34 protein-coding genes and 2 tRNA genes are annotated in these 25402 nt (G+C 71.3%); 1 reads left to right on the top strand and 35 read right to left on the bottom strand.

Annotated elements, in window-relative coordinates; translation table 11 throughout:
* A partial coding sequence (locus tag ACWEKM_RS27965) for a WD40 repeat domain-containing protein (protein WP_451624007.1) occupies positions 1-505 on the top strand: 505 nt, incomplete at its 5' end.
* 235 nt (positions 506-740) lie between these two features.
* Here the strand turns inward: ACWEKM_RS27965 and ACWEKM_RS27960 are convergent.
* The 35 genes from ACWEKM_RS27960 to ACWEKM_RS27790 form a co-directional block, all read right to left on the bottom strand.
* The gene (locus ACWEKM_RS27960) at positions 741-1376 is read right to left on the bottom strand and encodes a hypothetical protein (protein WP_451624006.1); all 636 of its coding nucleotides are present in this window, start codon (positions 1374-1376) and stop codon (positions 741-743) included.
* The gene (locus ACWEKM_RS27955) at positions 1373-3967 is read right to left on the bottom strand and encodes a hypothetical protein (protein ID WP_451624005.1); all 2595 of its coding nucleotides are present in this window, start codon (positions 3965-3967) and stop codon (positions 1373-1375) included. The genes ACWEKM_RS27960 and ACWEKM_RS27955 overlap by 4 nt, the downstream gene beginning before the upstream one ends.
* Positions 3964-5115 carry a tyrosine-type recombinase/integrase gene (locus tag ACWEKM_RS27950; RefSeq protein ID WP_451624004.1) on the bottom strand — a complete coding sequence of 384 codons (1152 nt, stop codon included), beginning with the start codon at positions 5113-5115 and terminating at the stop codon, positions 3964-3966. Before ACWEKM_RS27950 ends, ACWEKM_RS27955 begins: the two co-directional genes overlap by 4 nt.
* 147 nt (positions 5116-5262) lie before the next feature.
* Complete coding sequence (locus tag ACWEKM_RS27945; protein ID WP_451624003.1) at positions 5263-5679, bottom strand: Mom family adenine methylcarbamoylation protein; 417 nt, start codon at positions 5677-5679, stop codon at positions 5263-5265.
* On the bottom strand, positions 5676-6194 hold the full coding sequence (locus ACWEKM_RS27940; RefSeq protein ID WP_451624002.1) for a DUF6248 family natural product biosynthesis protein: 519 nt from the start codon (positions 6192-6194) through the stop codon (positions 5676-5678). Before ACWEKM_RS27940 ends, ACWEKM_RS27945 begins: the two co-directional genes overlap by 4 nt.
* Positions 6191-6754 carry a hypothetical protein gene (locus ACWEKM_RS27935; RefSeq protein WP_451624001.1) on the bottom strand — a complete coding sequence of 188 codons (564 nt, stop codon included), beginning with the start codon at positions 6752-6754 and terminating at the stop codon, positions 6191-6193. The genes ACWEKM_RS27940 and ACWEKM_RS27935 overlap by 4 nt, the downstream gene beginning before the upstream one ends.
* A gap of 151 nt (positions 6755-6905) precedes the next feature.
* On the bottom strand, positions 6906-8126 hold the full coding sequence (locus ACWEKM_RS27930; protein ID WP_451624000.1) for a hypothetical protein: 1221 nt from the start codon (positions 8124-8126) through the stop codon (positions 6906-6908).
* A gap of 8 nt (positions 8127-8134) precedes the next feature.
* Positions 8135-9253, bottom strand: a complete 1119-nt coding sequence (locus ACWEKM_RS27925; RefSeq protein ID WP_451623999.1) for a DNA-processing protein DprA — start codon at positions 9251-9253, stop codon at positions 8135-8137.
* 134 nt (positions 9254-9387) lie between these two features.
* The gene (locus tag ACWEKM_RS27920) at positions 9388-9855 is read right to left on the bottom strand and encodes a single-stranded DNA-binding protein (protein WP_451623998.1); all 468 of its coding nucleotides are present in this window, start codon (positions 9853-9855) and stop codon (positions 9388-9390) included.
* Positions 9856-9866: 11 nt separating this feature from the next.
* Positions 9867-10712, bottom strand: a complete 846-nt coding sequence (locus tag ACWEKM_RS27915) for a hypothetical protein (protein WP_451623997.1) — start codon at positions 10710-10712, stop codon at positions 9867-9869.
* Positions 10713-10742: 30 nt separating this feature from the next.
* Positions 10743-11354 (bottom strand): cell envelope biogenesis protein OmpA, encoded by a 612-nt coding sequence (locus tag ACWEKM_RS27910; RefSeq protein ID WP_451623996.1) that lies wholly within the window; start codon positions 11352-11354, stop codon positions 10743-10745.
* A 56-nt stretch (positions 11355-11410) separates the two neighbouring features.
* Complete coding sequence (locus ACWEKM_RS27905; RefSeq protein ID WP_451623995.1) at positions 11411-11797, bottom strand: hypothetical protein; 387 nt, start codon at positions 11795-11797, stop codon at positions 11411-11413.
* A 157-nt stretch (positions 11798-11954) separates the two neighbouring features.
* The gene (locus ACWEKM_RS27900) at positions 11955-12290 is read right to left on the bottom strand and encodes a hypothetical protein (protein WP_451623994.1); all 336 of its coding nucleotides are present in this window, start codon (positions 12288-12290) and stop codon (positions 11955-11957) included.
* Between the two features lie 101 nt (positions 12291-12391).
* The gene (locus tag ACWEKM_RS27895; protein WP_128380275.1) at positions 12392-12781 is read right to left on the bottom strand and encodes a hypothetical protein; all 390 of its coding nucleotides are present in this window, start codon (positions 12779-12781) and stop codon (positions 12392-12394) included.
* 82 nt (positions 12782-12863) lie between these two features.
* Entirely contained in the window at positions 12864-14336 is a 1473-nt protein-coding gene (locus ACWEKM_RS27890; RefSeq protein ID WP_451623993.1) for a ParB/RepB/Spo0J family partition protein, read from the bottom strand.
* Between the two features lie 183 nt (positions 14337-14519).
* Positions 14520-14852 (bottom strand): hypothetical protein, encoded by a 333-nt coding sequence (locus ACWEKM_RS27885; RefSeq protein ID WP_451623992.1) that lies wholly within the window; start codon positions 14850-14852, stop codon positions 14520-14522.
* Positions 14853-14954: 102 nt separating this feature from the next.
* Positions 14955-15449, bottom strand: coding sequence for a hypothetical protein (locus ACWEKM_RS27880; RefSeq protein WP_451623991.1), 495 nt, complete (start codon positions 15447-15449; stop codon positions 14955-14957).
* 53 nt (positions 15450-15502) lie between these two features.
* The gene (locus ACWEKM_RS27875; protein WP_451623990.1) at positions 15503-15994 is read right to left on the bottom strand and encodes a hypothetical protein; all 492 of its coding nucleotides are present in this window, start codon (positions 15992-15994) and stop codon (positions 15503-15505) included.
* Positions 15995-16137: 143 nt separating this feature from the next.
* Positions 16138-16836 carry a hypothetical protein gene (locus ACWEKM_RS27870; protein WP_451623989.1) on the bottom strand — a complete coding sequence of 233 codons (699 nt, stop codon included), beginning with the start codon at positions 16834-16836 and terminating at the stop codon, positions 16138-16140.
* 59 nt (positions 16837-16895) lie between these two features.
* Positions 16896-17135, bottom strand: a complete 240-nt coding sequence (locus ACWEKM_RS27865; protein ID WP_128380269.1) for a hypothetical protein — start codon at positions 17133-17135, stop codon at positions 16896-16898.
* Positions 17136-17196: 61 nt separating this feature from the next.
* Positions 17197-17541 carry a hypothetical protein gene (locus tag ACWEKM_RS27860; protein WP_451623988.1) on the bottom strand — a complete coding sequence of 115 codons (345 nt, stop codon included), beginning with the start codon at positions 17539-17541 and terminating at the stop codon, positions 17197-17199.
* Between the two features lie 169 nt (positions 17542-17710).
* Positions 17711-18007 (bottom strand): hypothetical protein, encoded by a 297-nt coding sequence (locus ACWEKM_RS27855; protein ID WP_451623987.1) that lies wholly within the window; start codon positions 18005-18007, stop codon positions 17711-17713.
* Positions 17923-18408 carry a hypothetical protein gene (locus tag ACWEKM_RS27850; RefSeq protein WP_451623986.1) on the bottom strand — a complete coding sequence of 162 codons (486 nt, stop codon included), beginning with the start codon at positions 18406-18408 and terminating at the stop codon, positions 17923-17925. The genes ACWEKM_RS27855 and ACWEKM_RS27850 overlap by 85 nt, the downstream gene beginning before the upstream one ends.
* Positions 18409-18571: 163 nt before the next feature.
* On the bottom strand, positions 18572-19609 hold the full coding sequence (locus ACWEKM_RS27845) for a hypothetical protein (protein WP_451624029.1): 1038 nt from the start codon (positions 19607-19609) through the stop codon (positions 18572-18574).
* A 286-nt stretch (positions 19610-19895) separates the two neighbouring features.
* A tRNA-OTHER gene (locus ACWEKM_RS27840) sits at positions 19896-19964 on the bottom strand.
* A gap of 36 nt (positions 19965-20000) precedes the next feature.
* A complete protein-coding gene (locus tag ACWEKM_RS27835; protein WP_451623985.1) occupies positions 20001-20432 on the bottom strand; it encodes a hypothetical protein in 432 nt (143 codons plus the stop codon).
* Between the two features lie 32 nt (positions 20433-20464).
* Positions 20465-20538, bottom strand: a tRNA-Ile gene (locus tag ACWEKM_RS27830).
* Positions 20539-20659: 121 nt separating this feature from the next.
* Entirely contained in the window at positions 20660-21271 is a 612-nt protein-coding gene (locus tag ACWEKM_RS27825) for a hypothetical protein (protein ID WP_451623984.1), read from the bottom strand.
* 10 nt (positions 21272-21281) lie between these two features.
* Positions 21282-21482, bottom strand: coding sequence for a hypothetical protein (locus ACWEKM_RS27820; RefSeq protein ID WP_451623983.1), 201 nt, complete (start codon positions 21480-21482; stop codon positions 21282-21284).
* Positions 21479-22180: a hypothetical protein gene (locus ACWEKM_RS27815; RefSeq protein WP_451623982.1), complete on the bottom strand. Its 702-nt coding sequence runs from the start codon at positions 22178-22180 to the stop codon at positions 21479-21481. The genes ACWEKM_RS27820 and ACWEKM_RS27815 overlap by 4 nt, the downstream gene beginning before the upstream one ends.
* A 49-nt stretch (positions 22181-22229) precedes the next feature.
* Complete coding sequence (locus tag ACWEKM_RS27810) at positions 22230-22601, bottom strand: hypothetical protein (protein ID WP_451623981.1); 372 nt, start codon at positions 22599-22601, stop codon at positions 22230-22232.
* A 2-nt stretch (positions 22602-22603) separates the two neighbouring features.
* Positions 22604-23848, bottom strand: a complete 1245-nt coding sequence (locus ACWEKM_RS27805; RefSeq protein ID WP_451623980.1) for a hypothetical protein — start codon at positions 23846-23848, stop codon at positions 22604-22606.
* Positions 23849-24017: 169 nt separating this feature from the next.
* Positions 24018-24224: a hypothetical protein gene (locus ACWEKM_RS27800; RefSeq protein WP_128380259.1), complete on the bottom strand. Its 207-nt coding sequence runs from the start codon at positions 24222-24224 to the stop codon at positions 24018-24020.
* 17 nt (positions 24225-24241) lie between these two features.
* Positions 24242-24694: a hypothetical protein gene (locus ACWEKM_RS27795; RefSeq protein ID WP_451623979.1), complete on the bottom strand. Its 453-nt coding sequence runs from the start codon at positions 24692-24694 to the stop codon at positions 24242-24244.
* Positions 24687-25175 (bottom strand): hypothetical protein, encoded by a 489-nt coding sequence (locus ACWEKM_RS27790; protein WP_451623978.1) that lies wholly within the window; start codon positions 25173-25175, stop codon positions 24687-24689. Before ACWEKM_RS27790 ends, ACWEKM_RS27795 begins: the two co-directional genes overlap by 8 nt.
* Positions 25176-25402 lie beyond the last annotated feature (227 nt).

Below are 25402 nucleotides of genomic sequence, written 5' to 3'. Positions count from 1 at the left end.
GGCGACGGTGGTGATCTGGGATCGGGCCAGCGGCAAGTGGACCCGGACCGCCACCCTCACCGGACACACCGGCGCGGTGAAGTCGGTGGCGATCGCCGACAGACACACCGCCTCGAGTATGGCCGTGGTGATCGGCAACGTACGTACCGACCCGGCGAGTGCGGTGGCGATCGCGCCGGATGGCACCTGGCTCGCCACGGCCGGAGAGGCGACGGTGGTGATCTGGGATCGGGCCAGCGGCAAGTGGACCCGGACCGCCACCCTCACCGGACACACCGGCGCGGTGAAGTCGGTGGCGATCGCGCCGGATGGCACCTGGCTCGCCACGGCCGGAGAGGCGACGGTGGTGATCTGGGACCGAACATCAGAGCAGGCTCTCACTATGACGCGCACCGCAGGGCAGCTGTCCGCCTGCGCCTGGACATCCGACGGTTCCGGCCTGATCGTGGGCGGCGGGAGTGGTGCGTACTTCTACGAGTTCCGCCCCGGCACTCCTGATGTGTAGCCACCGCGTCCCCGGATCATCCTGCCCAGACCTCCGGGTGATGACCTGGCGGCCCACTCGACCGGCGATCAGCAGGAGTCGCGAGCCCCGGCCGCACGTCCCCAGCGCCGAGCCTCTTCGATGATCTTTATGGGGATCGTGGAGACCCCCACTCGCAGACCTTGGGATGGGAGGCGATGGGATGGCGGTCAATGACCGAGAGCGGGACTGCCGTGAACCCCGAACCAGGCCCGAATCAACTATCGCCGGGCGGCTGATGCTTGTTCCGGAGCAGCCGGGTGTTCTCCACCATGAGGCGTTGAATGACGTTGCGCAGTGCCAGCAGTTCCGTGTCCGCGCGCCGCATCGCAGCCAGGGCCTGGTCCCGTTCTCCGCGCAGAGCCTCGACTTCCGCGTCCCGGCCCGGTGTCGACGCGAGGTCGCCCAGCACGCTGGCAGCGAGGTCGCGTACGCGGACGGCGCGCAGCTCGGTTCTCGCCGCTTCGAGGTCCCGGCGCAAGGCTGTGTTCTGTTCGAGCAGCATGCGGTTCTCCACCGCCAGGCCCGCGTCCTGGCGGGCCGCTGCGGCGGCCGCGGCCCGTGGCCGGTCGTCGGCGAGGTGCGCGCGGACGGCTTCCGCTTCGGCCTTGAGGTCTCGGTGCCGTTGCAAGTACTGGGGATTGACCGCGGCGCGCCGGGTGATCTCCGCGTCGGAGAGCGCCTTGCGGGTCTTGCGCATACCGGCGATGACGTCCAGCACGCGCTGTCGGCACGCCTCGCTGTCTGCACGGCGGCGAGCCGCGGCGGCTTGCCGGCCCGCGTCCAGGACGGTCGCGCGCTCGGGAGCCAGGCCCTTCGGCTTCTGCCCCTGCGGGCTGAGGCCGCCGGTCACCTTGCTTTCCCAGTCAGCAGGATCGGGTCGACGGTCGGCTGGGCCAGCTGCTGGCGGCCCGCCAGGACGGCGGCGCCGGGGATCACGGTGAGGAACCGGTCCCGGCTGTGGAGCCACGCCTCGACCGTGGCCTTGTCCTCCTCGGTCAGCGAGCCGAGGTCGGTCTCACACTTGCTGATGAGCTCGTCGATCTGGACGAGCTCCTGGCGCAGAAGCTCCGTGTTCGCCCGGCTCAGCGGCCCCGGCACGAGCAGGCTGCCGTAGGCGGCCTCCAGACGGACGAGCTGCTCGGCCTTGCTGTCGCGGAGCTGGCGCAGTTCGGGGAGCTGGGTGAAGTCGGTGGTGAAGAACTTGCAGGAGAAGCACCGGTAGTACACCGGGCAGCCGTGTCCGTCCGCGCGGACGTTGTTCATCTCGTGGCAGGTCCCGCCGGGGACCGGCACCTGGCCCACGCCGGCACGGGCGCGGTCGGCGAGCTCGTCGGCCGGGCCGCGGGCGCGGAGCCGGCCGCCGGAGATGTCGAACTGGTACTTGGCGGCGATGGCGCGGACGGCCTCCACCCGGCGCGGATGCGAGACCCGGTAGTAGATCTGCGTCGTGGACGGCTCCAGATGAGCCATCAGGACCTGGAGGATCTCCAGCGGCACGCCAGCGTCGGCGCGCAGCTGGGCGTAGGTGTGCCGGAAGGCGTAGGGGAAGACACGGGAGCGGTCGAAGTCCTGGTCGTGTTCGTCGAGCAGCTGGGGGATGCGGTCCATCCACACGTCCAGCCAGTACCCGCTGGTGCTGCTGTCGTAGGGGCGTTCCCCGAACTTGTTGGCGCGGGTCAGCCGCGGTGTGGGGAACAGCAGCAGCCGCGGCGAGAGCGGCTGCCCGTCGGTGTCGAACCACTGCGGGAACTCCCGGCGCAGGTGGTCCTGCTGCCGGGTGATCACCTCGACGTCTGTGAGGTGCAGCGGCAGCTTGTGGCGTCGGCGTACCTTCTGCATCCAGTAGACGAGGAGCGGGTAGCGGCGGCGTTGCACGCTGCCGTCGGGCGCCTCGATGTCGACGTCGTGCCACTGGACGCAGTCGAACTCCAGGTGCCGGACCTCCCACGGGCGCCGGCCAACCCGCAGGGACAGTTCGACGAAGTCACGGGGCGTGTCGTCCTGGAGCAGCGCGAGGTTCTCCTCGGCCATCAGCTGAAGGAACACCGTCTCCGGCAGGGCGTCCTGGGAGCGGCCCTCCAGTTCGCTGTCGGTGTCGTCGCGTTCCGGGAACGGCGGGACCTCCTGGGCCAGCAGGTGCACCTCGGCGGCGCCGGCCTCGGCCAGCGCCGACCGGCTCTGATCGAGGATGGCGCGCAGGGTGTGCACCAGGCCCCAGTGCCGCTGCGGGGTCACCAGCAGCGGGCCAGCACCGGCCAGCGACGGCAGCAGACGCTCGGCGATCACCTCGCGCCGGGGGTCGTCGGCGGCGAGGGACTCGTAGTCACCGGTGTCGCGGGCGCGGGCGGCCAGCCACCTCAGGTACATCGTCATGCCCGCTCGTCCGACCTTCGCCGGCTGGCGTCCCTCGCCCGGCAGCGTGCGCAGGAACATCGCGAACCAGCGAGCCGCGTAGCCGGCGGACTGCAACCGCGCCGTGGAGGCACCGGACGAGGACAGCAGCAGGATGTGCTCCTGAACGGCGCGCAGCAGCCAGGGGGCGTGCACGTCGCTGAGGTCGACGATACGACCGGCGTAGCGGGGATTGAGGACGTTGAGTCGGATCACCACGCGCCGGTGCTCCGACTCGCGGTCGGCATCCAGAAGGGGTACGGACCGCTGCCACAGACGAAGGAAGGTCGTGCTCTGGCCCTTGGCCGGGAGGTCGGCCGTGAGCAGATCGGTCACCGAGTGGTCCACCAGCCAGCGGATGGCGGCCTTGACCTGCGTGGGGCTGATGCGGCCGCCCTGCCGCAGCTGGGTCTCGTAGCCGCGCAGGACCTGGATGCGCAGCGTCTCGCCGAGGTCGCCCAGGGGGACGAGGCCCATCGTGGTGTAGACCGCCGGAGCCGTCAGCGCCCACCGGGGCAGGTCGGGCCTGCCCGCATCGGCCCACTGCCGCTGGTGCGGCAAGCACAACCGCCTGCCTTTCTGCACCGCCCAGCGCGAGCACACCCGTACGACGCACTCGCCCAGGCCCGGACGCGGAACCGGGCCGGTGGCCAGGTACTCCTCCACCGATAATCCCGTCGCCTTGCGGGCACTAACGCAGCTCTTGCACAGTCCGCTCGCTTCCGCCGGCCGCGGGCAGCCGACCGCGCACCGCTTCTCGCCGTACACTCGGCGCGCGGGAGGCGCGGGAGCGGCAGCGCACCAGGACGCGACGTCGCCGGGCGAGCCGGCCTTCCGCCACGCCGTGCAGCACTGCCAGCACAGCCAGGGGTGCTTGTCCGCGGGGCGGTCGCAAGCGGGGTGGGCGCACGCGCGCAGGGTGTGCCAGTCGGCGCCGAGCGGGAAGTGCAGTTCAAGGGTCTCGCGATCCAGTCCGTGCTCGACCAGGTACGGCCAGTCCGGCTCGGGCACCGGAGCACTGGGGAGCGGGTTGGAGGCTGGTGAGGTCATGACGGTCCGAAGAACTGGTCGGAGACGGCGTTGGCGGCGATCACGATCTTCGCGTCGCCGACCGTGCGGTAGACGTCCTGGCTGGCGACGTCGCTGTGGCCGAGCAGGCGCTGGAGGACGTCTCGGGCGATGTCGAGGTCAGCGGCCGTCTCGCCGAAGGTGTGCCGGAGCATGTGCGGGTGGAGGTGCCGCAGGCCGGCCTGGGCGGAGAGGTCGGCCAGCAGGTCCTGGACCCGCCGGGCACTGAGTGCTTCGCCGCCTGGATCGCCGGTAGGGCCGGGGAAGGTGACGAAGGCCCACAGGCTGTCGGCCGCTCGCCGGATACCGATCCGCTCCCGCAGCCAGTCGGCGTAGAGCATCTCCACCGGGCTGGGCACGGGCAGGATGACGGTTCTGCGGTTCTTGTTGGCCGCGCCCTTCGGATGACCGCCCCGCTTGCGCAGGTGCAGGTGCGGACCCTGGATGTAGGAGCACCCCGGCACCGTTCGGCCCGCCGGGACGAAGTGAATGTCCTCGCGCCTGAGCGACACCAGCTGCCCCACCCGCAGCGCGCAGCAGGCCATGATCGCCACCATGCACCGGTCCCGCGCTGTCTCTGCCGCCCGCAGCACACCGGTGAACTCCTCGTGCGTCGCTGCCGGCCGCCGCGCCGTGGCGTGACTGGGCCGCGCGTCCACGCGGATACGCGGCCTGACCACAACGGTTCCGCCGCAGCCCAGAGCCGGGACGGTTGTGAACAGCGCGTCGACGGCCGCGGCCTCGACGCGCCCGAGGTCGGCCAGGTGCAGGTAGAACCCGTGGATCGCGGCCAGAGCCGGCGCGAGTGTCGACTCCTCCGGCAGCCGTCCGTACCCGCGGCCACTGGTCGCCCGGGGTGTGGTCCGCAGGTGCATCACGTACGTCGACAGCCGCAAAGCCGCTTCGCTCCTGGAGAGTCCGCGCTCGTCACACCAGACATGAAGCCGCTTCAGGTGGCTGGCGTAAGTCTTGGTCGTCGACTCCTCGCGTGCCCGGCCGAATCGCAGGTGACGAAGGTGATCGTCGATATCGCCGACCACGGCCAGGGTGGGCCCAGCCAGGACCGTCCAGTAGGCGAGCTCATCGCTCACCGGGACGCGCACGATCTCCGCGTGCATCGGCGCCAGCATGACCACACCGGAACAGTACGTGCACTGCCGGGACAGACTCTTGGAAAGGGGAATCTCGGGACATCCAGCACCACAACATGCTAGGAGCCCCCATCTCTGACATGTTCGGCGCGCTGTCCCGCTGTGAGCCAGTCGGTCAACCTACCTTCAGCATGGTCGACTCACTGAGCGCTCCATCGGCGAGCAGTACGAGTGAGTCAACGCGTTGAGCGCGTGCGCAGAAGGCCGGAGCTCGGGCAGTGGCTTGGTGAGGACGGCGGTGCTCACCGGCACCCCGAACACGGCCACACCACAGAGCCGCCGCTCGCCGTCGACGAAGTCGTACAGGCCGAACTGCGCCGTCACCGCCGGGTACGAGCCGGAGTAATGGTGTGCGAGCACGAACCCCTTGGCGGGCTCCTCGTCGGGGATGACGTCCACGGTGTAGCGGCGAGCGTCGAAGCCTCCGTCTCGGACATGAGCCCAGGAGTGCCTCCGTTCGCGCCACCGCTGGCACCAGGGTGACGCGGTCGGTACCTCCGGCAGGTCCTCGAACGGCAGGGTCTCCTGGACCGGGGACCTCACGGTGCCTCCCCGTCCCCGGGCTCCTGCGGGGCGTCGGCGAAGAGCGTGAGCTGGTCCTCGGCGTCCGGAGCAGGCCCGGATGTGGGCACGGCCCGTCGGGCGGCGGTGGGTTTCCCGGGGCCGCCGGTGTCGGCGGTCTCTTCGACGTCCGCCGAGTGAGGGCAGGGGCAGAGCCACCGGCAGGGCCGCTGGCCCGGTCCGTACCGGATCACGGCGACGACGAACCCTTGGGCGTCGGTGACAGTGTCGGCGTGCTCGTCGACGCGGGGGCCGTCGGCGCTGACGCACCGGTCGTGGTGCCCGGAGGCGCAGCCGGGGCAGATGCCGCGCTCGCAGGAGCACCAGCGGTGGAAGCCGCGGGGGTAGGCGTCGTCGATCTTGCGCAGTCCCTTGGTCCAGGCGTGTGCGCGGACCCAGGCGCCTTCCTCCTCGGTCATGGGGGAGGGCGAGGTGGAGGGAATGGGGTCGAGGATGCCCATGATCGCGGCGCCGATATGGCGCAGGCGGGTCGTCATGTTTCGTCTCCGAACAGCGTTGGGGTGGTGTGGAGTTCGTTCATCCAGGCCAGGAGGCGGGGGAGGTTGGTGTCGGGCCCGAAGGCGAGGTAGGTGCCGTCGCAGCTGGTGCAGCCGAAGGCCTGCGCGATGCGCAGCCGCCGGCGGGAGTTGACGCGGCCCATGTGGACGGCCAGGCCGCGCTCCCGGGCCTCAAGTGCCAGGCGGTGGGCGGCCGGTGAGGTCTTCCACTCGGTGCTGCCGGCGAGGAACAGGACGTCGATCGAGTCCCAGGGGATGAGGCCGTGTTCGCTGCCGTCCTGGGCGGCGAACGCGGCCGGGATGCCCAGGGCGCGTATGGGCTCCAGCCAGGGCATCGACTCGGCGAGGGTGGCCGCGGCGTCCATCGGGACGTCGGGGGCGACGGCCCATAGACAGCGGTCAGGGCCGTAGCGGTCGACGGTCGCCCCCAGCCACGCGAACCAGGCCTGCTCGCCGGGCCATCCCTTGCCGAACTTGCCGTTGTCGCAGGCGTACAGGGCGCCGGGCGGGATCACGTTGCCCTGGGCGGGGGTCGTCATGCAGGCCAGGAGTCCGGCCTGCATGGCGGCCCGTACGTCAGCTCCGGAAGGCGTGGCCAGGTACAACACGGCGGAGAAGCGGAGGAGGAGCAGGGGCTGAGGGCATGGCTGCGCGCACGGGAAGTCCTTCCGAGGGGGCGGTGAGGGCGGTTCAGGCGAGGGGGAGTTGGGCGGCGGAGCCCGAGACGAGGGCGTCCCAGGACTCCTCGAAGTTCTTGTCCTGCTTGTTGATCACGCGGGCGGGGGCGGTGGCGAAGAGTTCCTCCGCCATCGGCCAGCCCTCGGCGCGGGGGCGGACCCACGCCCGGGCACGCCCGAAGACCGGGTCGTGCTCGACATCGACGCCGTGCCGCTCGGAGATGGAGATGAGACGCCTGGCGAGCTGGTGTGGGCGGCCGAGGTCGACGCGCTCGGTGGAGCGCTTCACCGGGCGCCGCCTGCCGTCCTCGGACAGCAGGAACAGGCGGCGCACGTGGTACAGCGCCCACGGCATGTCGAGCTCGCGCTCGAACGCCTCCAGGCACGCCCGGTCCCGGGGCTGGGTCGGGTCGAAGAGCTCCAGGAGGCTCTTGCGCCCGTAGAGCTTGGCGTTCGGGTTGAGGCTCATCGCCGTGTACTCCAGGCGCAGCACCTTGCCAGCGATGTCCGGGTGGGAGCGCATGCGCTCCATGTGGGCGGGCAGCGCGCCCATGGAGGCGGAGAAGCAGCAGAAGGTGCAGTACGACTTCGGCCAGAGCACGCCGAACCGCTTCAGCAGGTAGGCCTCGCACTGCTGCCGGTGCCAGCCCCAGTCGATCAGCGGGAACTCGCCGGTGCGTCCGGGCATCTTCGAGGTGATCTGGTCGCTGAAGCGGCGGCCTTCCTCGTCGGCGTTGAAGCCCATGATCTGCCGGAATGGGCGGCCGCCGAAGACCTGCTTGAGCCACCAGTCCCCGACATCGCCCTTCGCCCACAGGGAGCATTTGCGGGTGCCGGCCACCTGGGGCACCGTGCCGACGGATTCCTGGTCGTCCCACAGCGTCCACGGCCCGCGTGCGAAGAGCTGCTCGGGCTGGCGGGAGTCGTCCAGGATCGTGAACCCGTCGGACTGGAGGTGCCCGTTGCGCGCCAGCTGGACGAAGCGCACGCCGTTCTCGCGCAGGAGCGGGATCATGAACTCGTCGGCCAGGAGCCGGGTTTCGGGCCACTCGCTGCCGGTGGCCATGTAGAGGACGGCGGTGCGATCGAGGTTGATCCCGTGGGCGTCCGGGGCGGTGAGCATCTTGGTGATGTAGGCCGTGCTGTCGGCGCCGGCACCCCAGTTGATGACGGTGTCCAGGTTGTCGTCGGCGGTGAGGCCGGGCAGTGGCGGCGTGTAAGTCGTACGGGACATGGCGGCTCTCACTCCTCGAGGGGCCGGTCGGTCAGCCGCTGGGCGGAGACGATGAGCAGGAGGTCGTCGGCGGGCCACGGATCGCAGGACTCCCAGGGATCGCCCTGGGACAGCACCACCACCTCGCTGGGCTCCGTGACGAGGCAGCACACGCCGCAGCCGCACGACGGGTCGAAAGGCTCGGGGTGGGCGATGTAGGGGGTGTTGAAGTAGTCGGCTCCCTGCTCCCCGACCGCGGCCAGGAGCAGGTCGCCGTCCGCGACGTCGCCGGCGCGGGCCACACGCGCGTGGGGCAGAGCGAGCGCGAGACGGGGGTCCGGGCTGTTCACGGCGAGCTGCCCGTCGAGCAGGCGGGCGTTGCCGCTGGAGCGGACATCGCCGGTGGCGGGCGCGGCGAGCAGGGGCCGGTGGAGGTCGACGGCCGTCTCGGCCGCGTACATCGCTACGACGTGGTCCAGGGCCTCGACGAGGATCACCGCCCGGGCGAGTGCGGCCAGCACGACGGCGCTGGCCTTGAGCGTTGCGCCGCTGGCTGCGGTGCCGGGCCGGTAGAGACTGACCGCCGCGCCGCCGCCGTCGAGGACGGAGCGCAGCAGCGAGGCGTGCGCGTGAGGGTGGGCGCCGTCCAGGCCGCGCGGCAGGACAGCGAGGGACGCCCGGCCCGCCTCGGCGGCCGCCTGGTGGGCGGTGGAGTCGACGCCGTAGGCGAGCGTGGCGGTGACCGTGTGATCGGCCTCGGCGAGGGCGGTGGCGAAGTCGTGCGCGCGGGTGACGGCGAGCTCGGTGGGGACCCGGTTGCCGGTCACGACGACGGCCGTGCCGGTCAGCCGCGGCAGTTGCTCGCGGCCGCGGACCCACAGGCCCAGCGGGCACGCAGGCCCCAGGTCGGCGAGGGCGGTGGGCCACTCCTTGTCCGAAGGGATGACGAACGAGCAGGTCAGCTCTGCTTGGGCGAGTTCCTCGCGCGGCCGGTAGGAGGAAAGGAGCCTGCTGCCGTCGTCGCGGACGCGCCGGTCCCACACCTCGGCCGGGGTGTACTCGGCGAGTTCGGCGGCGAGTTGGCCGGGGGCGAAGTGGGCGGCGAGCGCGGCGCGTGCGGCTCGTTCGGACAGGGCGCGTGCGGGCATGGATGGCCGGCCTTTCGGGCAGGGCGCGGCACCGGCAGGCGAACCGGTACCGCGCCGGGGGGCGGGCGAAGGGGGAGTTACCAGCGGCCGACGGGAAGGGGAGTGCCGTCGGCGGTTGGGGTGGAGGGGCCGGGCTAGGACCAGTTGGCGGCCCGCTTGTGCTCCCACCAGGCGGGCGGGCCGCCCGGCCCGGTGGCCGGTTGGGACGTGGCAGCAGGCTGCGGAGCCGGGGGAGCGGTGACCGGGCGGGCGGCGATCGGGCTGGGCAGGCTGGTCTCGGTGTAGGCGATGCGCCTGCGCAGGCTGATGCCGAGGTCGTCGACGCTCAGGTAGATGGAGTCGTCCTTGACCCCGGTAATGCGCCCCTTGACCAGGACGTTGACCCCGTCGACGAGCGATTCGGCGGCGTTTTTGGCCAGGTTCCGCCAGGCGGTGCAGATGTAGGGAATCGGGTCCAGGTCACGCCACTTCTGCGCGGCGGCATCCCACTGCGTGGGGGTCTCGGTGAGGCGGAACCGGCAGACAGCAATGCCGTCTTGGGTGAAGCGGACTTCCACGCCACCGGCGACGGTGCCGGTCACGTGCGTGACGGACGGGGCCATGCGAACACCTCCTACATCAAATAATAGTGTTTCTCAGGGAGGGTCAACCCCCCCTGTCGGCACTTCCCGCCGCCGGGGAGTGCGGTACGGCGGGTGAGACGCCGGAAGCGGGCCTTCCACCCGGTCGGCTGCGCCGGGGCCGGCGGCGGGGTGAGGTTGTCGAACACCGTGGCGTCCTCGATCTCCACCTGCAACGGGACCGTGCCGTCGGCCCGGACCAACTGCTCGTCGGTGGTGTCCAGATGAACGGAGACCCGTACGGCTCCGCGGTCGGCGTCGAGGTAGGCGAACACGAGGATGCCCGCGATCTCGATGCAGGGCAGGCCTTCGTCGTCGGGGTTCTCCTGCGGGTGGAAGACCGCCGAGCTGTTCGCCGCCGCGCAGGCCTCGGCGTCCGAGAGGCTGAGGCTGAGCGGCGTGCGCACGTGACGGGAGATGTCGGCGGGGTACAGCGTGTAACCCGCGTCGCCGCGGTTGTTCTCCGGCCCGTAGTAGAGGTCCACGGCCGTCTGGTCGTCGGCGGGAGGCCGGTACGGGACACCGTCGGTGCCCGCCACGTCGTCCCAGGAACTGCGCACCTCCTGCGCGAGCGCGGCCAGGGCGGAAGCCTCGTCGGACCAGAGGGTCACGTCATCGCTGTGCCGGTCCCACTGACGCAGCACCCATGCCCGGCCGGAGGACTGCGTGGTGAGGTCGTCGGTGACGGCGAAGCTGAAGCGGCTCAGCCACCCTTCGACGATGTCGACGGTGTCCGCACCCGGCCACTCGCCGGTGCGCTCCTGGAGGCCGTCCATCAGGTCGGCCAGGTCGATGATGGCCTCGCCTGCGAGCGTGGCCGGGTCCGGTTTGATCAGCATGGCGGTTTCCTTCCGTGCGGAACGGGGCGATCAGGCCCCGTTCATGAGGCCGTTGAAGAGGTCCATCAGGTGTTGCTGTTCGGGGGTGAGAGTCGCGGTGCGTAGCACGCGTTTGCGCAGGACAGGCACGTCGAGGCTGATGCCGGAGGGCACATCGGGCCGCTCGGGCAGCGAGACCAACTGGTAGTTCCGGGTGTGGATCATCCAGGCCTCGTACCGGTCAGCGGGGCTGCCGCTGCGGGCGGCGTGACCCTCGTCCGTGGTGCGCGACACGCAGAGGCAGGACGGATCTGAGCACGGCCGTCCGGCCGGGTGGCTGGCCAGCACCGGGCTGCGGCGGTAGTGCGTGGCGGTGCCGTTGAGCATCGGGCAGTGGTCGGCGGTGTACGGCAGGCACTCGGGGTGCAGCGCCGGTTCCGGGGAGCAGCCCTTGAGGACGTCGGCCGGGCGCACCAGCAGGAAGCACCGTTCGTCCAGCGGGTGTTCGCAGATCTGGCACAGGCGCTGCCGGAAGGCATTGATGGTCTTGTCGGCGTCGAGGACACCGAAAGCCGCGTGGCCGTCGTGGATCAGGGTCACGTACGGCACCACCAGCCCGCCCGCCAGCGGCCGGTGGGCACAGCGTTGGGGTATCGCGTGCATGGGGTGAGTTCCTTCGGATCGCGGGAGCGTGCCACGGGGGCTCGTGCTGCCGGATGTCAGCTGCTGGCCGGTGGGGGAGGGTCGGCGGGGCCGCCGGCCAGGAGCCCTTCCCAGTGGGCGTAGCGGCAGCCGGTGGCGTCGTGCATGCGCAGGTGCAGCCAGTTGAGGTTGTCTCCGGCCCGGAGGACGGCCTCGGCGCCGATGGCGGCGGCCCGGGGGTAGATGGTGCCGTCGTCGGGGTCGACCAGGACGACGATCAGGCCTCGGCGGTGCGGCACGTGGCGGAGCGTGAAGTCGGTGTAGCTGCGGTCGTCCAGGAGCACGAGCGGAGCGCGCTGGTACTCCTCGGCGCTGAAAAGGGGCGATGGCAGGTGCAGGCGGGGGACCGGGTTCGTCCGCAGGCCGACCGGATCGTTGTCGGGGCTGTCGCTGATGACCAGCACCGGGGCCTGCGGTCCTTCCCGGGGGGCTTGTGGTGGGGCGGACATAGCGGTGACACGTCGCTTTCGTGAGGACCGTGGCCAGGAAGAGGCCTTGGGAAGGAGGCAGTTGGCGGCGTGCGGGCGGGGCGGCCGGTCCGCCCCGCCCGCAGGCGTTCGCTCAGCCGAGCGGGTAGAGCACCAGCGCGGGGAGAGCGGTGTCGGGGATGCCGTCCGCGTACAGCTCGCGCAGGGACGGGTCTGCCTTGAGCTCCTCCGGCATCGGGAAGACGTCGCCGACGAGATCGCTGTGGGTCGGCGCGTACCGGGCGAAGCTGTAGGTGGAGAACGGCGAGTAGAGATTGCCCTCGGTGTCCCGGGACAGCACGACGAGCGTGTCTCCGGGCAAGTCCTTCCAGTCCTTGCGGACCAGGTGGCGCAGCACGGCGAGAGTCAGGGGGCGGTCGGGGGCCTCGCCGTCCGGGTCGGGGGACGGGGCCTGCTGCTGGGCGGTCATGACGGGCCTTTCACGTGCGGGCCGGGCTTGGAGGGGCCCGGCCGGTTGATCGGCGGAGGGCGGGCGCCGCCCCGTTGGCGGGGCGGCGCCGTCAGACCCGGTCAGTCGTCCTCGATCTCGTCCAGGCAGGCGACGGGGATACCGCTGCCCGGGATCCGGAAGCGCGTCATGTCCTCGGGGATGCGGTACTTGGGCCTGCCCGGCTGGCCGTTGCGCGGGTCGCGGCGCAGGATGCGGGTGGACTCCTCGTCCAGTAGGAAGCCCGCCCGGCTGCCGGTGCGGTTGCGCTCCTGCACGGTGCCGGTGAGACCGCGCAGCAGGGCCGGGCGCAGCGAGTCGTTGATGCGGGCCCGGCGTCCGGCCACGAGGCCCGCGAACGCTTCCTTGTCGATCGCGCGGAGCCGCCGCGCGGAGGCCTCCTGGACCTTCGAGACCTTGATTGCGTCCGGCAGTTGGCCGATGAAGTCGAGGACTTCGTCCATGGTGGTCATGCTGGTTCGCCTCTCTGTGACGCGGGGTGGGGAACCCGGCCGGGCACGGGCGTGCCCGGCCGGGGCTTGCGGGGAGGTTCGGTCAGGCGGCGGTGTCGGGCCGGTGCCGGGCGACCGCCTCGTCCTCGACTTCGGACAGCCGGTAGCTGCCGTTGTCGTCCTGGCCGAGCGCTTCGAGGAGCAGCAGGTAGCGGGCCTGCCGCACGGTGAGGTTCGACCACGTCTTGGGCTCGCGGATGTCGTACTCGCAGGCAGCGGCGACGTGCGCGAACAACGCGTTGACGACGCGTGCCTTGGGCAGCTGCACCGCCGTCTCCGCCAGGTCCGCGTGCTCGGGCTCCTTGATGCCCAGGAAGCGGGCGACGGTCTCGGACTCGTGCTTGTCGGTCCAGGAGCTGTAGAAGTACGGGAGGGTGAGCACGACCTCCTGCGCGAAGACGCGGGCCGCATCCGGCAGGGTCTTCTGGCGCACGAGGCGGGCGACGAAGTCCTGACGGGGACCGGCGGCGGCCTTCCAGGCCCGGTTGCAGGCGATGACCTTGCGGCGCTCCTCCGCCCTGGCCTCGTCCTCCTCCGTCCTGGGCTTCTTCGGCTGCGGGCGGACCTTGTGACCGTGCGCGGCCGGGTCGGAGCAGTGCCACACGGGCTGGTGCTCGTCGTCGAGCCGGGCGCTGTGGCCGGGGCAGTTCCTGTGGTTGTCCTCGGTGAGCGGATTGCCCAGCCCGGTGGTCAGCTCGGCCAGCGGCTTGGACAGGTCCTTCTCCCCCCACCCCGGCCGCCGCAGCAACGGGATGCCCGCCGTCTTGAGGTCTTCCTCGGCCTTGGTCCGGGCGTCGGCGTCGTCCTGCTCGGCCTTGAGCAGCGCCATCTCCTGGTCCCAGTGGCCGCGCCCGCCGTTGCCCTCCTCGTGGTCGCGCTTCAGCGCTTGCAGCAGACGGCGTTCCGCGCCGGGCACGTGCTCGACCTCGGCGAGCTGGGCGGTCTGCTCCAGGTCCATGCCTCCGGCCGTTGCCCGGCGAAGGGTGGCGTCGTCGAGCTTCTGCGCCGCCTTGGCCTGCTTGGCGGCGTTGCGGCTGACGCCGAGGGCCTTGGTGGCCTGGCGTCGCTCGACGTCGCTCATGTCGATCAGGGACAGCTCCTGCGACTTCAGGATGTCGCGCTCGCTCATCCCCTCGCGGTGCTTGTTCTCGACCAGGGACAGAAACCGGGTCCAGCCGTCGCGGCCGACCAGGTCTTCCCGCACGTGCGCCTTGATCCTGCGTACCGGGCGGCCGTCCTGTTCGGCGGTAGCGTTGGCGGCCTGCTGCGCCTGCGCGCGCCGCCAGCCCTTGAAAGCGCCGTACGTGCCGTCGGGCCGGGGCCGGACACTGATGGTCTCCTCGACACCGATCTCCTTGACGGAGGCGATCAGCTCCTCGTCCGGTTCGGTGTCGGTTTTGCGGGCGTTCTGCTCGTCACGCACCACCTGCGCCGGGTCGAGCAGGACGATCTGCGGCGCGTCTTCCTCCTCGTGCGTGACGGGTTCGGTGGGCTGGGTCGAGACGGCGGTGGCCATGGGGCTCTCCTTCTCCTTGCCTGTTCGGCGAATTGGGGCGGTTGGGGTGTCGCCCCCTCCCTTCGAATAAAATAATAGTGTGTTTTTGGGTGAGGGCTAGATGCCCTCTCACCTGCATAAACGCTGATCCTTGGGGGTGCCTGCGGTGCTCCGTACGGCGGTCTCGGCCGACTAGTCCCGGCTTCAGCTCAGGTCGTGCACGACGTGCCAGCACGGACCGGACCAGACTGTGAGCCCCAGGTTCCTCGCCTGCTCAAGCAAGGCGTCGTCCCACCCGGCGCCGACCGGGAGAGAGGGCACTGCCCGGTACGTGTTGGGTCCGAGCTGCTCGTAGCCTGCTCCGAGAACGACGTGCTCGTCGTCGCCGACCGTGAACAACTGCACGCGCACGTCGGCAAGGTTCCTGCTGGCAGGGCGGTGTGCCTGGGCTGCCAGCGACTCATCCAGCGCTTCCCGCTCCCGGGGCGGCGCGACCACAACGCCGTAGACGGCGTACACGGAGTGGGACACGGACATGGTTCAACCTCCCTGGCTCAGGGGCCGGTTCGGCGTGCGGCGACGCGGGTGCGGCCGGCCGGAGCGGACGGGCGCGGTGGCGGCGGTCGGGAAGGCGGGGCCTCACGTGGCACGCGGGTGCCGGCTGCGTGTGCGCGCGGCCCGGATCTCCGCGTCGAAGTCCGGGTACTGACGGGACGCCGACGGCAGCAGCGCGTTGCGGACGTCCATGGCCCGGGTGAGGACCTCCAGTTGGATGGGAGACAGCACCCAGGGGCCCCGCTCGTCGGCGTCCAGGACGGACAGCAGGTCCTCGGCGGTGCCGATGTCCTCGGCCTGCCGGAACACCGGGTGCGTCCGGTTGACCCGCAGCGCGAGACTCAGGCTGGCACCCAGGTGCGGGGCGTAGCAGCGCCGGTCGGGGGCGATCACCTGGTGGCCGTTGGGCACGGTGAGGACCTGGAGTACTCCCGCGAGCACGACGAGCCGTTCGTCACTCGGGACGGTGAACGTCGACTCCGTCGCCGGGCTGCCGCAGGAGCGGCACCGGTAGGTGCCCGGGCTCTCGGGCTGATAGCGGCCGCCATGGCAGACGTGGCAGAGGATCGGAACGGGCACGGTGCACCTCCGCGCGGGCGCCCCTGCGCAGGGACGCCCGCAGGCATGGGCGGTCAGGGCTTCACGCGGGTGACGCGGGAGGTCGGCAGGTGGACGCGCAGAACGTCCGTGTGCTCGGGCGGGTCGAGTGCCGCGAGCCGGTGGAGCGCTTCGGACAGCTTCGGGTCCGCGAAGTCCTCCTCGGCCCTCGCCGCTTCGTCGACCGGCACCATGCGCGCCGTGGTCTCGGTGTGCCGGAGGTCCGGCATCTCCTCGGTGGGCGCGAGAGCCGCGATGAACGGGCTCCAGCCCACGGACATCCCGCTGCCCGCCCGCTGCTCCGTCGTCGTGAAGTACGCGGTCACGGCCTGCGGTCCGTCGCCCGGCTGCTCGTCGGCGAAGGCCCGGACCCGGTCGGCGACGACCTGCCGCCATCCCCGCTCCGCCACCTGGTCGGCGACGGTGGCCAGCGTCTCCAGGGTCTTGGGCGGAAGACCGCGGAGCGCGGCGCGCATCAGGGGCGTGGTCGGCTCGGCCAGCAGCGCGGCCAGTTCCTCGTGTTTCATCGCCGGTGTCCTTTCCGTGGCGTGGCGGTGAGGGGGCCCGTACGGCGGGGTGGTGGCCCCGCCGTACGGGGTGTTCCGCAGGACCAACAACATCAATAATAGTGTCTTTTGGGGTGAGGTGAACCCACCCCTGACCTGCGGTTTTACGGCCAGTCGTGCGCTCGGCGGGGCGGAAGCGGGAAGGTCCGCCGGGGGTCCATGCGTACGCAGCGCTCGCAGTAGGCCGTGACGCGGTTGGCGGTGCACTCTCCCCACTGGCACTCGAAGCGCTCGCGCGGCCCGCAGATCAGGCACCGCCACAGAGCGATCCCGTGCAGCTCACACGGCTCGTACCGCTTGCGCGCGGGCAGCAACTCCAGGGCCGGGCGGGGGCGTTCGAGGCGGGCGACATCGGCGGCCGGGAACGACTCGTCGCCGTCGCGTATCCCGCGGGGCGACAGCTGGGCGTACCGCTCGGGCGTGGTGTAGTACGGCTGACCGGCGGGGCTGAACACCATGGCCAGATGGCCGCTGGAGATCAGGGTCTCCAGCCGGTCATGGCTGAACTCGCCGCGCAGGGACAGCATTTCGTCCTGGCGCAGGCTCCATGCGTACCCGTACCGGCGCAGGACACGGCGCTCGGTGGCGGCCGGGCCCCTCTGGGCGGCGTCGAGCTCCTCGACGGCTTCGATCGCGGCCGTCGGGCTGGCGGTCAGCTCGCGCACCGCGTCCTCGGCGGCCGCACGGGTGGCGTGGCTGCTGAGCGCGTACCCGTGGAGCTGGTCCACGACCTGGTGGCGTCCGTCGTGCTCGGCGGCGGCGTACCGGACGGGCTGCTGCGGCTGGGTGCGGCGTCGGGGCATGGCGGAACTCCATCTGCGCAAGGGGCGGGAAGTGGCGGCGGAGGCCGGCCGGGCGGCGGTCACCTCCTGGGCAGCGGCCTGTAGGCGGAGAACACGTAGTGGCCCAGCTCGCGCAGCATGCCGGCGGTGCCGTCCACGGCCGCGGGGTCGTGGTCGGCCTGGCGGGTGTACGCCTCGATCTCGTCGTTCCAGGCGAACCCCTGGGCGGCCAGCGACTGTTCGGTGAGGGGTGTGAGGTCGTCGGAGGACTGCGGGGCGGCAACGAGTCCGTGAGCGGGGTCGGGTACGACGAGGAACACCGGGCTCCTTCCGTGTGGGCAGCCCTGGTCGGGGCGGCCCACGGCCGGGGCGGTCGGCTGGTCAGCGGGTGACGGTGACGGTGTAGTCGGCGTCCAGGACGGCGAGGGCGGCGCGGATGGACGCGCGGGTCTCCGCGCTCGGGACCGAGTAGGGGAAGTCCAGGGCGAGCACCGCGTCGTCCAGGTCGTCGTCGGTCATCGGCAGCGTGTATCCGCTGCGGTAGAGGGCGACGGCGGTCGCGGTGGCGACACGGACGCGGTTGTAGGCGATGGCCTCCCCAGCCGTGACGTCGGTGCCGAGCGCTTCGCGCGCGGTGGGCGGCAGTTCCGCGATCCCGGCGGCGAACCGGCGGGCGGGAATTCGGAGACGTGCCGGTCGCAGGGCGCGGCGCAGCGTTCGAAGCATGGCAACTCCTGGGGCTGGGAGGGGGGAAGGGGGCCGTCACCTGGTGAATGAAGTGGGGGAGGTGACGGCGCCCCCTCGGCTCACTACTAATAATAGTGTAAGTTGGGAGGGTGTGAACCCACCCCTGACCTGCGCAAACGGCGAGGTGCGCGCGTCCGCGCGCGGTAGGTCAGGGCTGCGGCGCGTACGCGGCCAGGGACTTCGGTGCCGCCTTGGTGTAGATGCCCTCCAGGCCGGATGGGGCGATCAGGCCCCAGGTGAAGGTGGCGGTGTCGACGTGGAACTGCCCGCGCCGGGGGTGCGGTGGGATGAAGGCGCGCAGGACGCCGACGCCGTAGACCTCCAGCGTGCCGTCAAGCAACGCGTCGCGCTGCTCCCCGGTCACGTCCGGTCCGTACTTGTCGAACTGCTCGTCGGCGACGACGGCGAGGACGGGGCTGAGGTCGTCCTCGATGGGGCCGAACATGCTTGCCAGTGGGCGAGGTCGGCCATGGCCTCCGCGCGGCTGGCGCGGGTGCTGCGGTAGTTCACACCGTCGCGGTGGTCGGCGAACTCGTCCTTGTCGTACAGCCACGCCTCGAACTGATGCTCCGTGTACATCCCGACGCCGTTGTGGCGGCGGCGCAGGAACCCGAAGGGTTCGCCGTCGACGAGTACGGGGTGGCGCTCCGTGCAGAACTCGCAGGTGACGCCGACGTGACGCAGGAAGCGTTGCAGGCGGGGGAAGCGGGCGAAACGGGTGGCGCAGTTGCAACAGGTGTACACCTCCCAGCGGGAGGGGCTCGCGACCGTGTCGTGGCGGCACTGCGGGCACTGGTAGGCCTTGTTGCTGTTCCAGTCGATGACCGGCATCGGGGTCACTTGCACGGCAAGCTCCTGAGAACTGGATTCGGGGGAAGGGGGCGGGCCGTCGCCCTGGCAGGCGGGATACCGGCGCGGCGACGGCCCGGGCTCACTTCCTATAATAGTGTGAGTCGAGTTGGCGTGAACCCTCATCTGACCTGCTCGTTTACGGTGTGCCTGGGGCCTTTCAGTGCCGGTGGGTCGACGGCGTGGCTTCATGCCCGAGGTCCGGCGGCACGCAGTAGTCGACGTCGGATTCCGGGGAGACGAGGCCGCCGGAATCGGCGTCCGTGCAGTAGGCGTCGAAGATCTCGCCCGCGGTGAGGGGTTCGAAGTCTCCCTTGCGCAGTCGCCAGCCGTAGACCTGGTCCGGGGCGCCCGGGGTGGTGGTCCGCATGACGAGTCCGCCGGGGCTCCGGGTCGCCAGACCGAGGGCAAGGACCGTGGTGAATTCGAGGGCCTCGGCCTCGTCGAGCTGGCTCGCGCCGTCCGGGTCCGTATCCGCGTGAAGGACGGTGACCAGGGTTTCGGGTGCCGCCGAGACGCTGCAGACCAGGTGCCGGTGGCCCGGTCGGGCCGTGTTGAGGATGCGGGCCAGCAGGCCCGAGGACCGGGCGAAGGCCGTTCGGCCGATGTCCTCGCCGCAGCAGGTGCAGGCGCCGAGACGGGCCAGAAGCGCGGAGGCGTACTCCCAAGTGGCCTGGCGGACGGCTTCGTCGACCAGGGCCGGGATCAGGTCGGCCAGGGGCTGGCCGTCGTACGGAAGGGCCGGGCCCATGGTGGCGAGTTCGGCGGTGAAGCGGGCGCGGCTGGTCGGGCTGTCGGGGTCGAGACCGGCGTCGGCGCAGAAGTCGGCGTACTCCTCGGGGTCGAAGAGGGCGACCGTGGTGTGGGCGCCCTGGGACGCGCGGCTGCTGAGAAGGTCTTCGACCGCTGCCAGGTAGGTCGCGAAGTCGGCGAAGGCGAAGGTGCGGTAGTGCCGCATGGCACGGAAGTCGTGTTCGTCGGTGAGCAGGCCGATGGTGCCGGCGACTTCGCGCCGCAGAACGCGGCACGTGGTCTGGCGGTCGGCGCGCGTCCTGTCTCCCGCGCACGGTCGAGCAGCGTGGGGCTCGTTCCGGCTGCACTGGGAGGGCTGAGGTGTGTGGGTCACGTGCACGCCTTTCTCGTGGGCGGGCTGAAGGGGCTCGTCCTGGGTGTCGGCAGGGGCGGGGCTCCAGTGCATCCCGTCGGCCGCGAGCGAAGCCTCTGGGGGCACGGTCCCCTGAAAGTGGCGGTCGTTCGGCTCGTCGTCCTCGGCGTGGGCGTCGACCCATTCCTCGGCGGCCTGCTCGGCACCGAAGGCACGCAGCAGGTCGGCGAGTGCGTCGGCTTCGGTGCATCCGAGGCTGGCGGCGACGTCGGACGTGATGGCGCTGTTGCACCAGGCGTCGGTGAACGCCTCGGCGACATCGGACGGGATGCTGACGGTGTCGGCCATCGTGGCCTCCAGGGGCGGTCAGGTAGGTGCGTGCCTGCGAGGGGATTTGAACCCCTGACCACCCACAAGTGGAGCCGCTCTACCGCTGAGCTACGCAGGCTTGGGGCCGCCGGTGCGGCGGCCGAGTGATGGCGGGTCAGCGTCCGGCGATCTCGCGCAGCCGCTTCAACGCGATGGGTGCCTCGGTGTACCAGAACGTCTCGCTGCGCCTCAGGCCGAGGGCTTTGGCGGCAACGTCCCAGATCAGGCGGCGCTCGGCGCCTCGCTCCGCATAGACGCGGGCGAGCTCGTCGCACTCGTCGCCGTCGTCGTCCAGGGCCGTGACCTCCGCCTGCTGGTCCTCGGGCAGAGCCACGAGCGTCCAGCCGGTCAGGTGCGCCGTCCATCCGGCCGCGCACAACAGTGAGCCGCACGCCGGAGCCTTCTCGGGGGCCAGGCTGATCATGCCGGGCAGAAATGCCCAGTGGTCCATGTTGAAGGCGTCGGGCCGGGTCTCGATCGCGTCCAGGACGGCGGACGCCACCTCGGCGGGCGTCTCGGGGTACCGGGTAGCCTCGGTGTCGGTCATCGCAACTCCAGTCGTGGGTAACGGTGTTGGAGTGGTGCTGGTGGGACTCGAACCCACGACCTCAGGACTTATAAGATCCGCGCTCTACCAACTGAGCTACAGCACCTCGGTGTGCGGTTGTGAGGGCCGCGCCCTTCGGCCCGGTCGGGCGGGGCGCGGCAACCGCTCTCGACTTCTAATAATAGTGTCTTTGGGCTGAGAGGGAACCCACCCCTGACCTGCGCTTCTTACTCCCGTGCCGCCTGGGCGAACGCGGCCAGCATGGAAATCACGGAGCTGGGGCGCCCGGACGCTTCGGCCTGCACCCCCTCACCGGAGGCGCCGACGAGCACGGTGACGCTGTCGACCTGGACGGGGCCGTGCTCGCCGGGCGGCCTGGTGTCGTGCTGCCAGATGACCCGGGTGCGCCGGTACTGCTCCTCGATCCGGGCCCCGGGCAGTGCGCCGGCCACGGCTTCGGCGACGGCGCGGCGTGCGCTCTCCTCCGCCTCCTGCCGTGCGGCGAGTTCGGCGGCCTGCTGCGCGGCCTCGGCGTGCAGGGGATACAGCCGTCGGGTGATCTCGCGTGCCACGTGGCGGGGGCTGCGGGCTGTGACTCCGATCGACGGCGCGATCATCTTGGTCTCGTCCGGCAGTGCGGCGTGGATCTTCAGGCGGTCGGGGCGGCGGTCGTCGGGCTGGCACAAGCGCAGGGCGCGGCCGTCTCCGTCAATGACGAGCCGTCCCAAACCGCGCCCGTAGTCGGTGAGTTCGGCCGTACGGCAGTGCGTGCCCAACTCCCGCGCCACTTCCTCGGCGAACGCGTCGAACTGCTCCTGTGTGGTCAACTCGCGTGTCATAGCGTTCTGTTCACTCCTTCGGATGGCTGGGGGGCGTGCTCGGCGCGGGGCTCCTCGCGCCCTGGTCGCGGATCTCGGCATCGCGGCGGGCGTCCTCGGCGGTGTATCCGGTGTCGCACCATGGGCGGCACAGCTGGCCTGGGGCTGCGCCGCACGTCTCGCACCGGTCGTCGAAGTCCTCCGGGCGCCACGGGCGCGGCTGGCCGCTCATGCGGGGCTCTCCCGGATGTGGTCGGCCAGGGCACGGGCGGACATGACGGGGCTCTGGTAGGGCGGGGTGGCACGGACGGCCTGCCACAGATTCGAGGGCTGCCACGGATCGAAGTCGATTCCGGGGACGGGCCAGATGGACCACTGGCGGCCGGTGACGGTGTACATCGGACGCCGTGGGGTGGCCCGGTGTCCGTGCTCCTCCCAGGAAAGGCCGGCGGCCGTGAGCGCGCTGCCCAGCTCGTTGCGGCGCGACCGGGTGATGTGCTCGAACTCGGCCGGGATCAGGTGGAAGTCGGCCATGTCGTGGCCCCGCCACTCCTCCTCGTGACCGTCTTCACGGGTGACGACATACACGCAGGCCTGCTGCTGGAGGGGGCGGCCGTCCCACGTCCATACGCGCTGGGAGCTGGTGACTTCCCACACGCCTTCCGGGCTGCGCAGCTGCTCACCCACCCGGAGCGGACGGGGCGGCTGGGTATGGAAGCTGCGGGGGCCGGGCGTCAGGCCGTTGTCCTTGAGGTCGGTGCACCGCGAGCACATCCACGTGGTCTCGCCATGAAGCCGGTGGATGGCCCAGCAGTTGGTGTAGCAGGTCGAGCACACGAACCGGCAGTCCGCAGAGGCGAGGACCGTTGCCGCGTACGTCCAGCGGGGCAAGCGGCTCATAACCATGCCGAAGTGGCGTCCGACGGACACGGTTTCTCCTTCCAGGGGGGTGAGCAGCGCGGGCGGCCTGCCGGACGGGTCAGGGGGCTGCGGTCCACAGGGGGAGGCCGGTGGTGGTGCGGGCGCTGATACCGGGGCGCACGGGCACCTCGCGGTAGTCGGACACCTTCACGTAGCCGCCCCGTTCGGTGTCGAGGCGGACCGGCGCGCCCTCCCATTCCCACTGCTCGATGAGCTCCGCGGGGAGGTTCTCGACGTCGTCGGCCTCCACCTGCACGGCCCACGCGGTCAGCTCCTCGCCGTACTCCTGCCGCCACTCCGTCAGGACGGTGAAGAGGTGGGCGAAGTCGTCGACCAGGGCCAGGGCACGCGCCTGGTCGGGGGCGGGGTCCTCGGCGTAGGTCGGTGCGTCGGGGCGGGGTCGCTCACCGAGGCTCATCAGCCAGCGCATGATCAGAACATCTCCCTCGTCGGGTGGGCGGGGCGGTGGGTCAGGGGCGCCCGGATTCCTCGGGCTTGCTGTAGCGGTAGAGGAAGCGCGCGGCCCATGTGCGGCTGGTGAAGCCGGGGATGCCGCCGCCGCTGCCGGGGCGGTTGCCGGGATACTCGGCGACCCACGCGCAGACGCCGTTCGGGTCGTGCCAGACGACCCCGTAGCAGGTGCTGCGGTCCTGGGGGTCCAGCACCCGGCGACCGATCGAGCCGGTGTTCGCGGCGAATGTGAACTCCTTGGTCACTGCGGCTCCTTCGGTCGGTTCTGGGTGCGAGAGGGGGCGGGGCAGGACCAGTGGCGCCCTCTCTCGCAACTTCAATAATAGTGTTTCTGGGGTGGTGTGAACCCGCCCCTGACCTGCGCTTTCCTCCGTCTCTCAGGGGGGCGGCGACCAGGGCCGGGCGGCGGCCGCGCGGGCGCCTGCGCTGCTGGGCACGCAGGGAGTCGGCCTCACCCTGGGCTCGGCGGGCGCGCTCGCGCTCTTCCGCGGCCGCGTCGACGCAGTAGGGGGCCCACCACTGCTGGACGTCGACGGTGCGGGCCAGCGAGTTGGGCAACACCGAGTACGGGAGGTCGGCCAGCATCAGCAGCAGCACCGGGTGCGGGGAAGCCAGGAACCAGCGTGCGACGGTCCACCAGGCGGCCACGGCGGCACAGCGCGCGGGTTGGGCGGCGCGGGCTTCGCGCTCCAGGCGGACGGCTTCGGACTGGTGGTAGGAGGCGGACCAGGTGAGGAAGCGCAGCAGCCCGGGGGTGTCGCGCTGCCGGGAGGCCTCCAGGATCGCGGGCAGGTCGGTGCGCTGCTCGACGTGCTCGGCGCACCAGCGCAGTACGGCGGTGAGTACCGCTTCCGTCTTCTCCGACGGCGGGTGATCGGCGGCGGACAGTATCGGGTGCACCGAGACCTCGGGGCGGTCGGTGTTGTCGCGGTAGAGGGTCAGGCTGCCCCGGTAGCCGGTGCGGCCGCGTGCGAGCTGTGGGAGGTCCTCGTCGGGGGCGGTGGTCTTGAAGGCGTTCACGGGGCCGAGACAGGCGCGTACGGCGGTGAACTGGTCCCAGCGGTGGGGGTCGGTGGTACCGGTGACGTGCACGCTGCCGCGCATCGCCCCGCCCAGCTCGAACACGACGGCGTCGTCCTCGCGGGGGCCGGCGGTGGCGCGCACGGGGCCGGCGGGCGTGTCGATGGTCAGGCTCGGGCTGGTCATGGGCTGCGACTCCTCGGGACTTGGCTGGATGGGCTGGGGCGTGCCGCCCCGCGCTCGCCGAAGGGGGAGGGTGCGGGCGCGGGGCGGCAGTTCGGCCAGTGGCGCGCTGGCCGGGGCGGCCGTCCACGCCCCCGTACCGGGGGAGGGGCGTGGACGGCGTCTGCGGGGGTTATTCCTTCGGCGGCTTGTGTCGGCGGAGGTTGCCCCGGTCGGTCACGCTGGGACGGCGGCCACACGGACAGTTCGCGTAGCGGCGGCCGTGCATCTTGAAGAACTTCCCGCCGAGTGCGTGGCCGTTGACCTGCTCGATGGTGCCGGGGACCGGCTTGGTGTTGGTGCAGTAGCCGTCCGGCGTGACGGCGGGCTTCTCGCTCATGAGCGCTCCTTCGCGGCCTAGTGGGGGCGGTGCAGTACGGGGGCGTGACAGATCACGTAGGGCGCGGCGTCGTCTGCGGGGAGGGCCGTGACGGTCTTCTGGAGTTCGGCCGGGCCGATGGGGTGCAGCCATCCGGCCCGGACGTCCCATCCGCACGCGCGTATGCCCGCGTCGGTGGTCGTGGCGACCAGGACGGCGTCACGCACGGTGCTGTCCTCCAGGGCGAACGTCAGCAGTACGAAGAACTGCACGTACTCCTCAGCGGAGTGATCCACGCGCACCGAACCCGGCTCGACGGACACGTACAGGTCGGCGCTCACCTCCGTGCCGTCCGTCCGCTCGGCGTTGATGCTGAGTTCGTGGCTCCCCTCGCCGAGGGCCGGGAACAACGCGGTCAGCGCGTGCAGGGCGCGGCCCATGGCGGACGCCGTGGCGGCGTTGTCGGGGCGGGGTAGCTCGGGCTCAGGCATGCGGGGCCTCCGTGTCGGAGTCGGGGAGCTGGAGGAGAACGGGGGCGGGGTAGACCTGGCGCTCTATGGCGGCCACGTCGGGGCACGGAATGACGGCGGCCTGGAGGGCGTCCGTGTCCATGGGGTGCAGCCACCCGTCACGCACGGACCACCCGCACGCGCGGGGGTCGGGCTCGGCGGCCGTGGTGGCGACCAGGACGGCGCTGCGCATCGTGCTGCCCTCCAGCGCGAACACCAGCAGCATGCGCAGGGCACAGAACTCGCCTTCGTCCAGGACGGCCAGGCGCAGCGGCTCCATGCCGATCGAGAGATCGGTTCGGCCCGTGACGAACGCGTGGTCGGTCCGCTGAGCCACGAGATTCAGCGTGTGCTCACCGTCTCCGAGTGCCTGGAACACGGCGGAAAGGGCGGTCAGGGTGCGGCTCATGGCGGCCGCGATGGCGTCGTCTCCGGGGTGGGTGAGCTCCGGGCGTGCAGACATGAGGACTCCTTGCGGGGCGGGGCGGTGGGCGGTGGGCGACGGTGGCCGGCCGCACTGCGACCCTGGGCACAACGGGTGTCTTGGGCGCGCGGGCGGCTCCGCCGACGCGTCGCGCTGCCGCTACGCGGCAGGGGCGGGGCGGGCGCGCTCCGCGCTCCCTGCGGGGCTGGGGCGCGCGCTCCGCGCGCTGGGTCGGTCGGGCCCGTGCGGGGCGGGCGGGGGGGGGT

It is taken from the genome of Streptomyces sp. NPDC004752, from assembly GCF_053601275.1.
The sequence above is the reverse complement of the archived record's forward strand: the minus strand, read 5'-3'. Positions and strand labels throughout refer to the sequence as shown.

Bases quoted from the DNA above. Each gene is read 5' to 3' on its own strand.
- ACWEKM_RS27955 (WP_451624005.1), bottom strand. From the start codon at position 3,967: ATGACCTCACCAGCCTCCAACCCGCTCCCCAGTGCTCCGGTGCCCGAG.
- ACWEKM_RS27950 (WP_451624004.1), bottom strand. From the start codon at position 5,115: ATGCTGGCGCCGATGCACGCGGAGATCGTGCGCGTCCCGGTGAGCGAT.
- ACWEKM_RS27940 (WP_451624002.1), bottom strand. From the start codon at position 6,194: ATGACGACCCGCCTGCGCCATATCGGCGCCGCGATCATGGGCATCCTC.
- ACWEKM_RS27935 (WP_451624001.1), bottom strand. From the start codon at position 6,754: ATGACGACCCCCGCCCAGGGCAACGTGATCCCGCCCGGCGCCCTGTAC.
- ACWEKM_RS27930 (WP_451624000.1), bottom strand. From the start codon at position 8,126: ATGTCCCGTACGACTTACACGCCGCCACTGCCCGGCCTCACCGCCGAC.
- ACWEKM_RS27925 (WP_451623999.1), bottom strand. From the start codon at position 9,253: ATGCCCGCACGCGCCCTGTCCGAACGAGCCGCACGCGCCGCGCTCGCC.
- ACWEKM_RS27920 (WP_451623998.1), bottom strand. From the start codon at position 9,855: ATGGCCCCGTCCGTCACGCACGTGACCGGCACCGTCGCCGGTGGCGTG.
- ACWEKM_RS27915 (WP_451623997.1), bottom strand. From the start codon at position 10,712: ATGCTGATCAAACCGGACCCGGCCACGCTCGCAGGCGAGGCCATCATC.
- ACWEKM_RS27910 (WP_451623996.1), bottom strand. From the start codon at position 11,354: ATGCACGCGATACCCCAACGCTGTGCCCACCGGCCGCTGGCGGGCGGG.
- ACWEKM_RS27900 (WP_451623994.1), bottom strand. From the start codon at position 12,290: ATGACCGCCCAGCAGCAGGCCCCGTCCCCCGACCCGGACGGCGAGGCC.
- ACWEKM_RS27895 (WP_128380275.1), bottom strand. From the start codon at position 12,781: ATGACCACCATGGACGAAGTCCTCGACTTCATCGGCCAACTGCCGGAC.
- ACWEKM_RS27890 (WP_451623993.1), bottom strand. From the start codon at position 14,336: ATGGCCACCGCCGTCTCGACCCAGCCCACCGAACCCGTCACGCACGAG.
- ACWEKM_RS27885 (WP_451623992.1), bottom strand. From the start codon at position 14,852: ATGTCCGTGTCCCACTCCGTGTACGCCGTCTACGGCGTTGTGGTCGCG.
- ACWEKM_RS27875 (WP_451623990.1), bottom strand. From the start codon at position 15,994: ATGAAACACGAGGAACTGGCCGCGCTGCTGGCCGAGCCGACCACGCCC.
- ACWEKM_RS27870 (WP_451623989.1), bottom strand. From the start codon at position 16,836: ATGCCCCGACGCCGCACCCAGCCGCAGCAGCCCGTCCGGTACGCCGCC.
- ACWEKM_RS27860 (WP_451623988.1), bottom strand. From the start codon at position 17,541: ATGCTTCGAACGCTGCGCCGCGCCCTGCGACCGGCACGTCTCCGAATT.
- ACWEKM_RS27855 (WP_451623987.1), bottom strand. From the start codon at position 18,007: ATGTTCGGCCCCATCGAGGACGACCTCAGCCCCGTCCTCGCCGTCGTC.
- ACWEKM_RS27845 (WP_451624029.1), bottom strand. From the start codon at position 19,609: ATGCACTGGAGCCCCGCCCCTGCCGACACCCAGGACGAGCCCCTTCAG.
- ACWEKM_RS27835 (WP_451623985.1), bottom strand. From the start codon at position 20,432: ATGACCGACACCGAGGCTACCCGGTACCCCGAGACGCCCGCCGAGGTG.
- ACWEKM_RS27825 (WP_451623984.1), bottom strand. From the start codon at position 21,271: ATGACACGCGAGTTGACCACACAGGAGCAGTTCGACGCGTTCGCCGAG.
- ACWEKM_RS27820 (WP_451623983.1), bottom strand. From the start codon at position 21,482: ATGAGCGGCCAGCCGCGCCCGTGGCGCCCGGAGGACTTCGACGACCGG.
- ACWEKM_RS27810 (WP_451623981.1), bottom strand. From the start codon at position 22,601: ATGCGCTGGCTGATGAGCCTCGGTGAGCGACCCCGCCCCGACGCACCG.
- ACWEKM_RS27805 (WP_451623980.1), bottom strand. From the start codon at position 23,848: ATGACCAGCCCGAGCCTGACCATCGACACGCCCGCCGGCCCCGTGCGC.
- ACWEKM_RS27800 (WP_128380259.1), bottom strand. From the start codon at position 24,224: ATGAGCGAGAAGCCCGCCGTCACGCCGGACGGCTACTGCACCAACACC.
- ACWEKM_RS27795 (WP_451623979.1), bottom strand. From the start codon at position 24,694: ATGCCTGAGCCCGAGCTACCCCGCCCCGACAACGCCGCCACGGCGTCC.
- ACWEKM_RS27790 (WP_451623978.1), bottom strand. From the start codon at position 25,175: ATGTCTGCACGCCCGGAGCTCACCCACCCCGGAGACGACGCCATCGCG.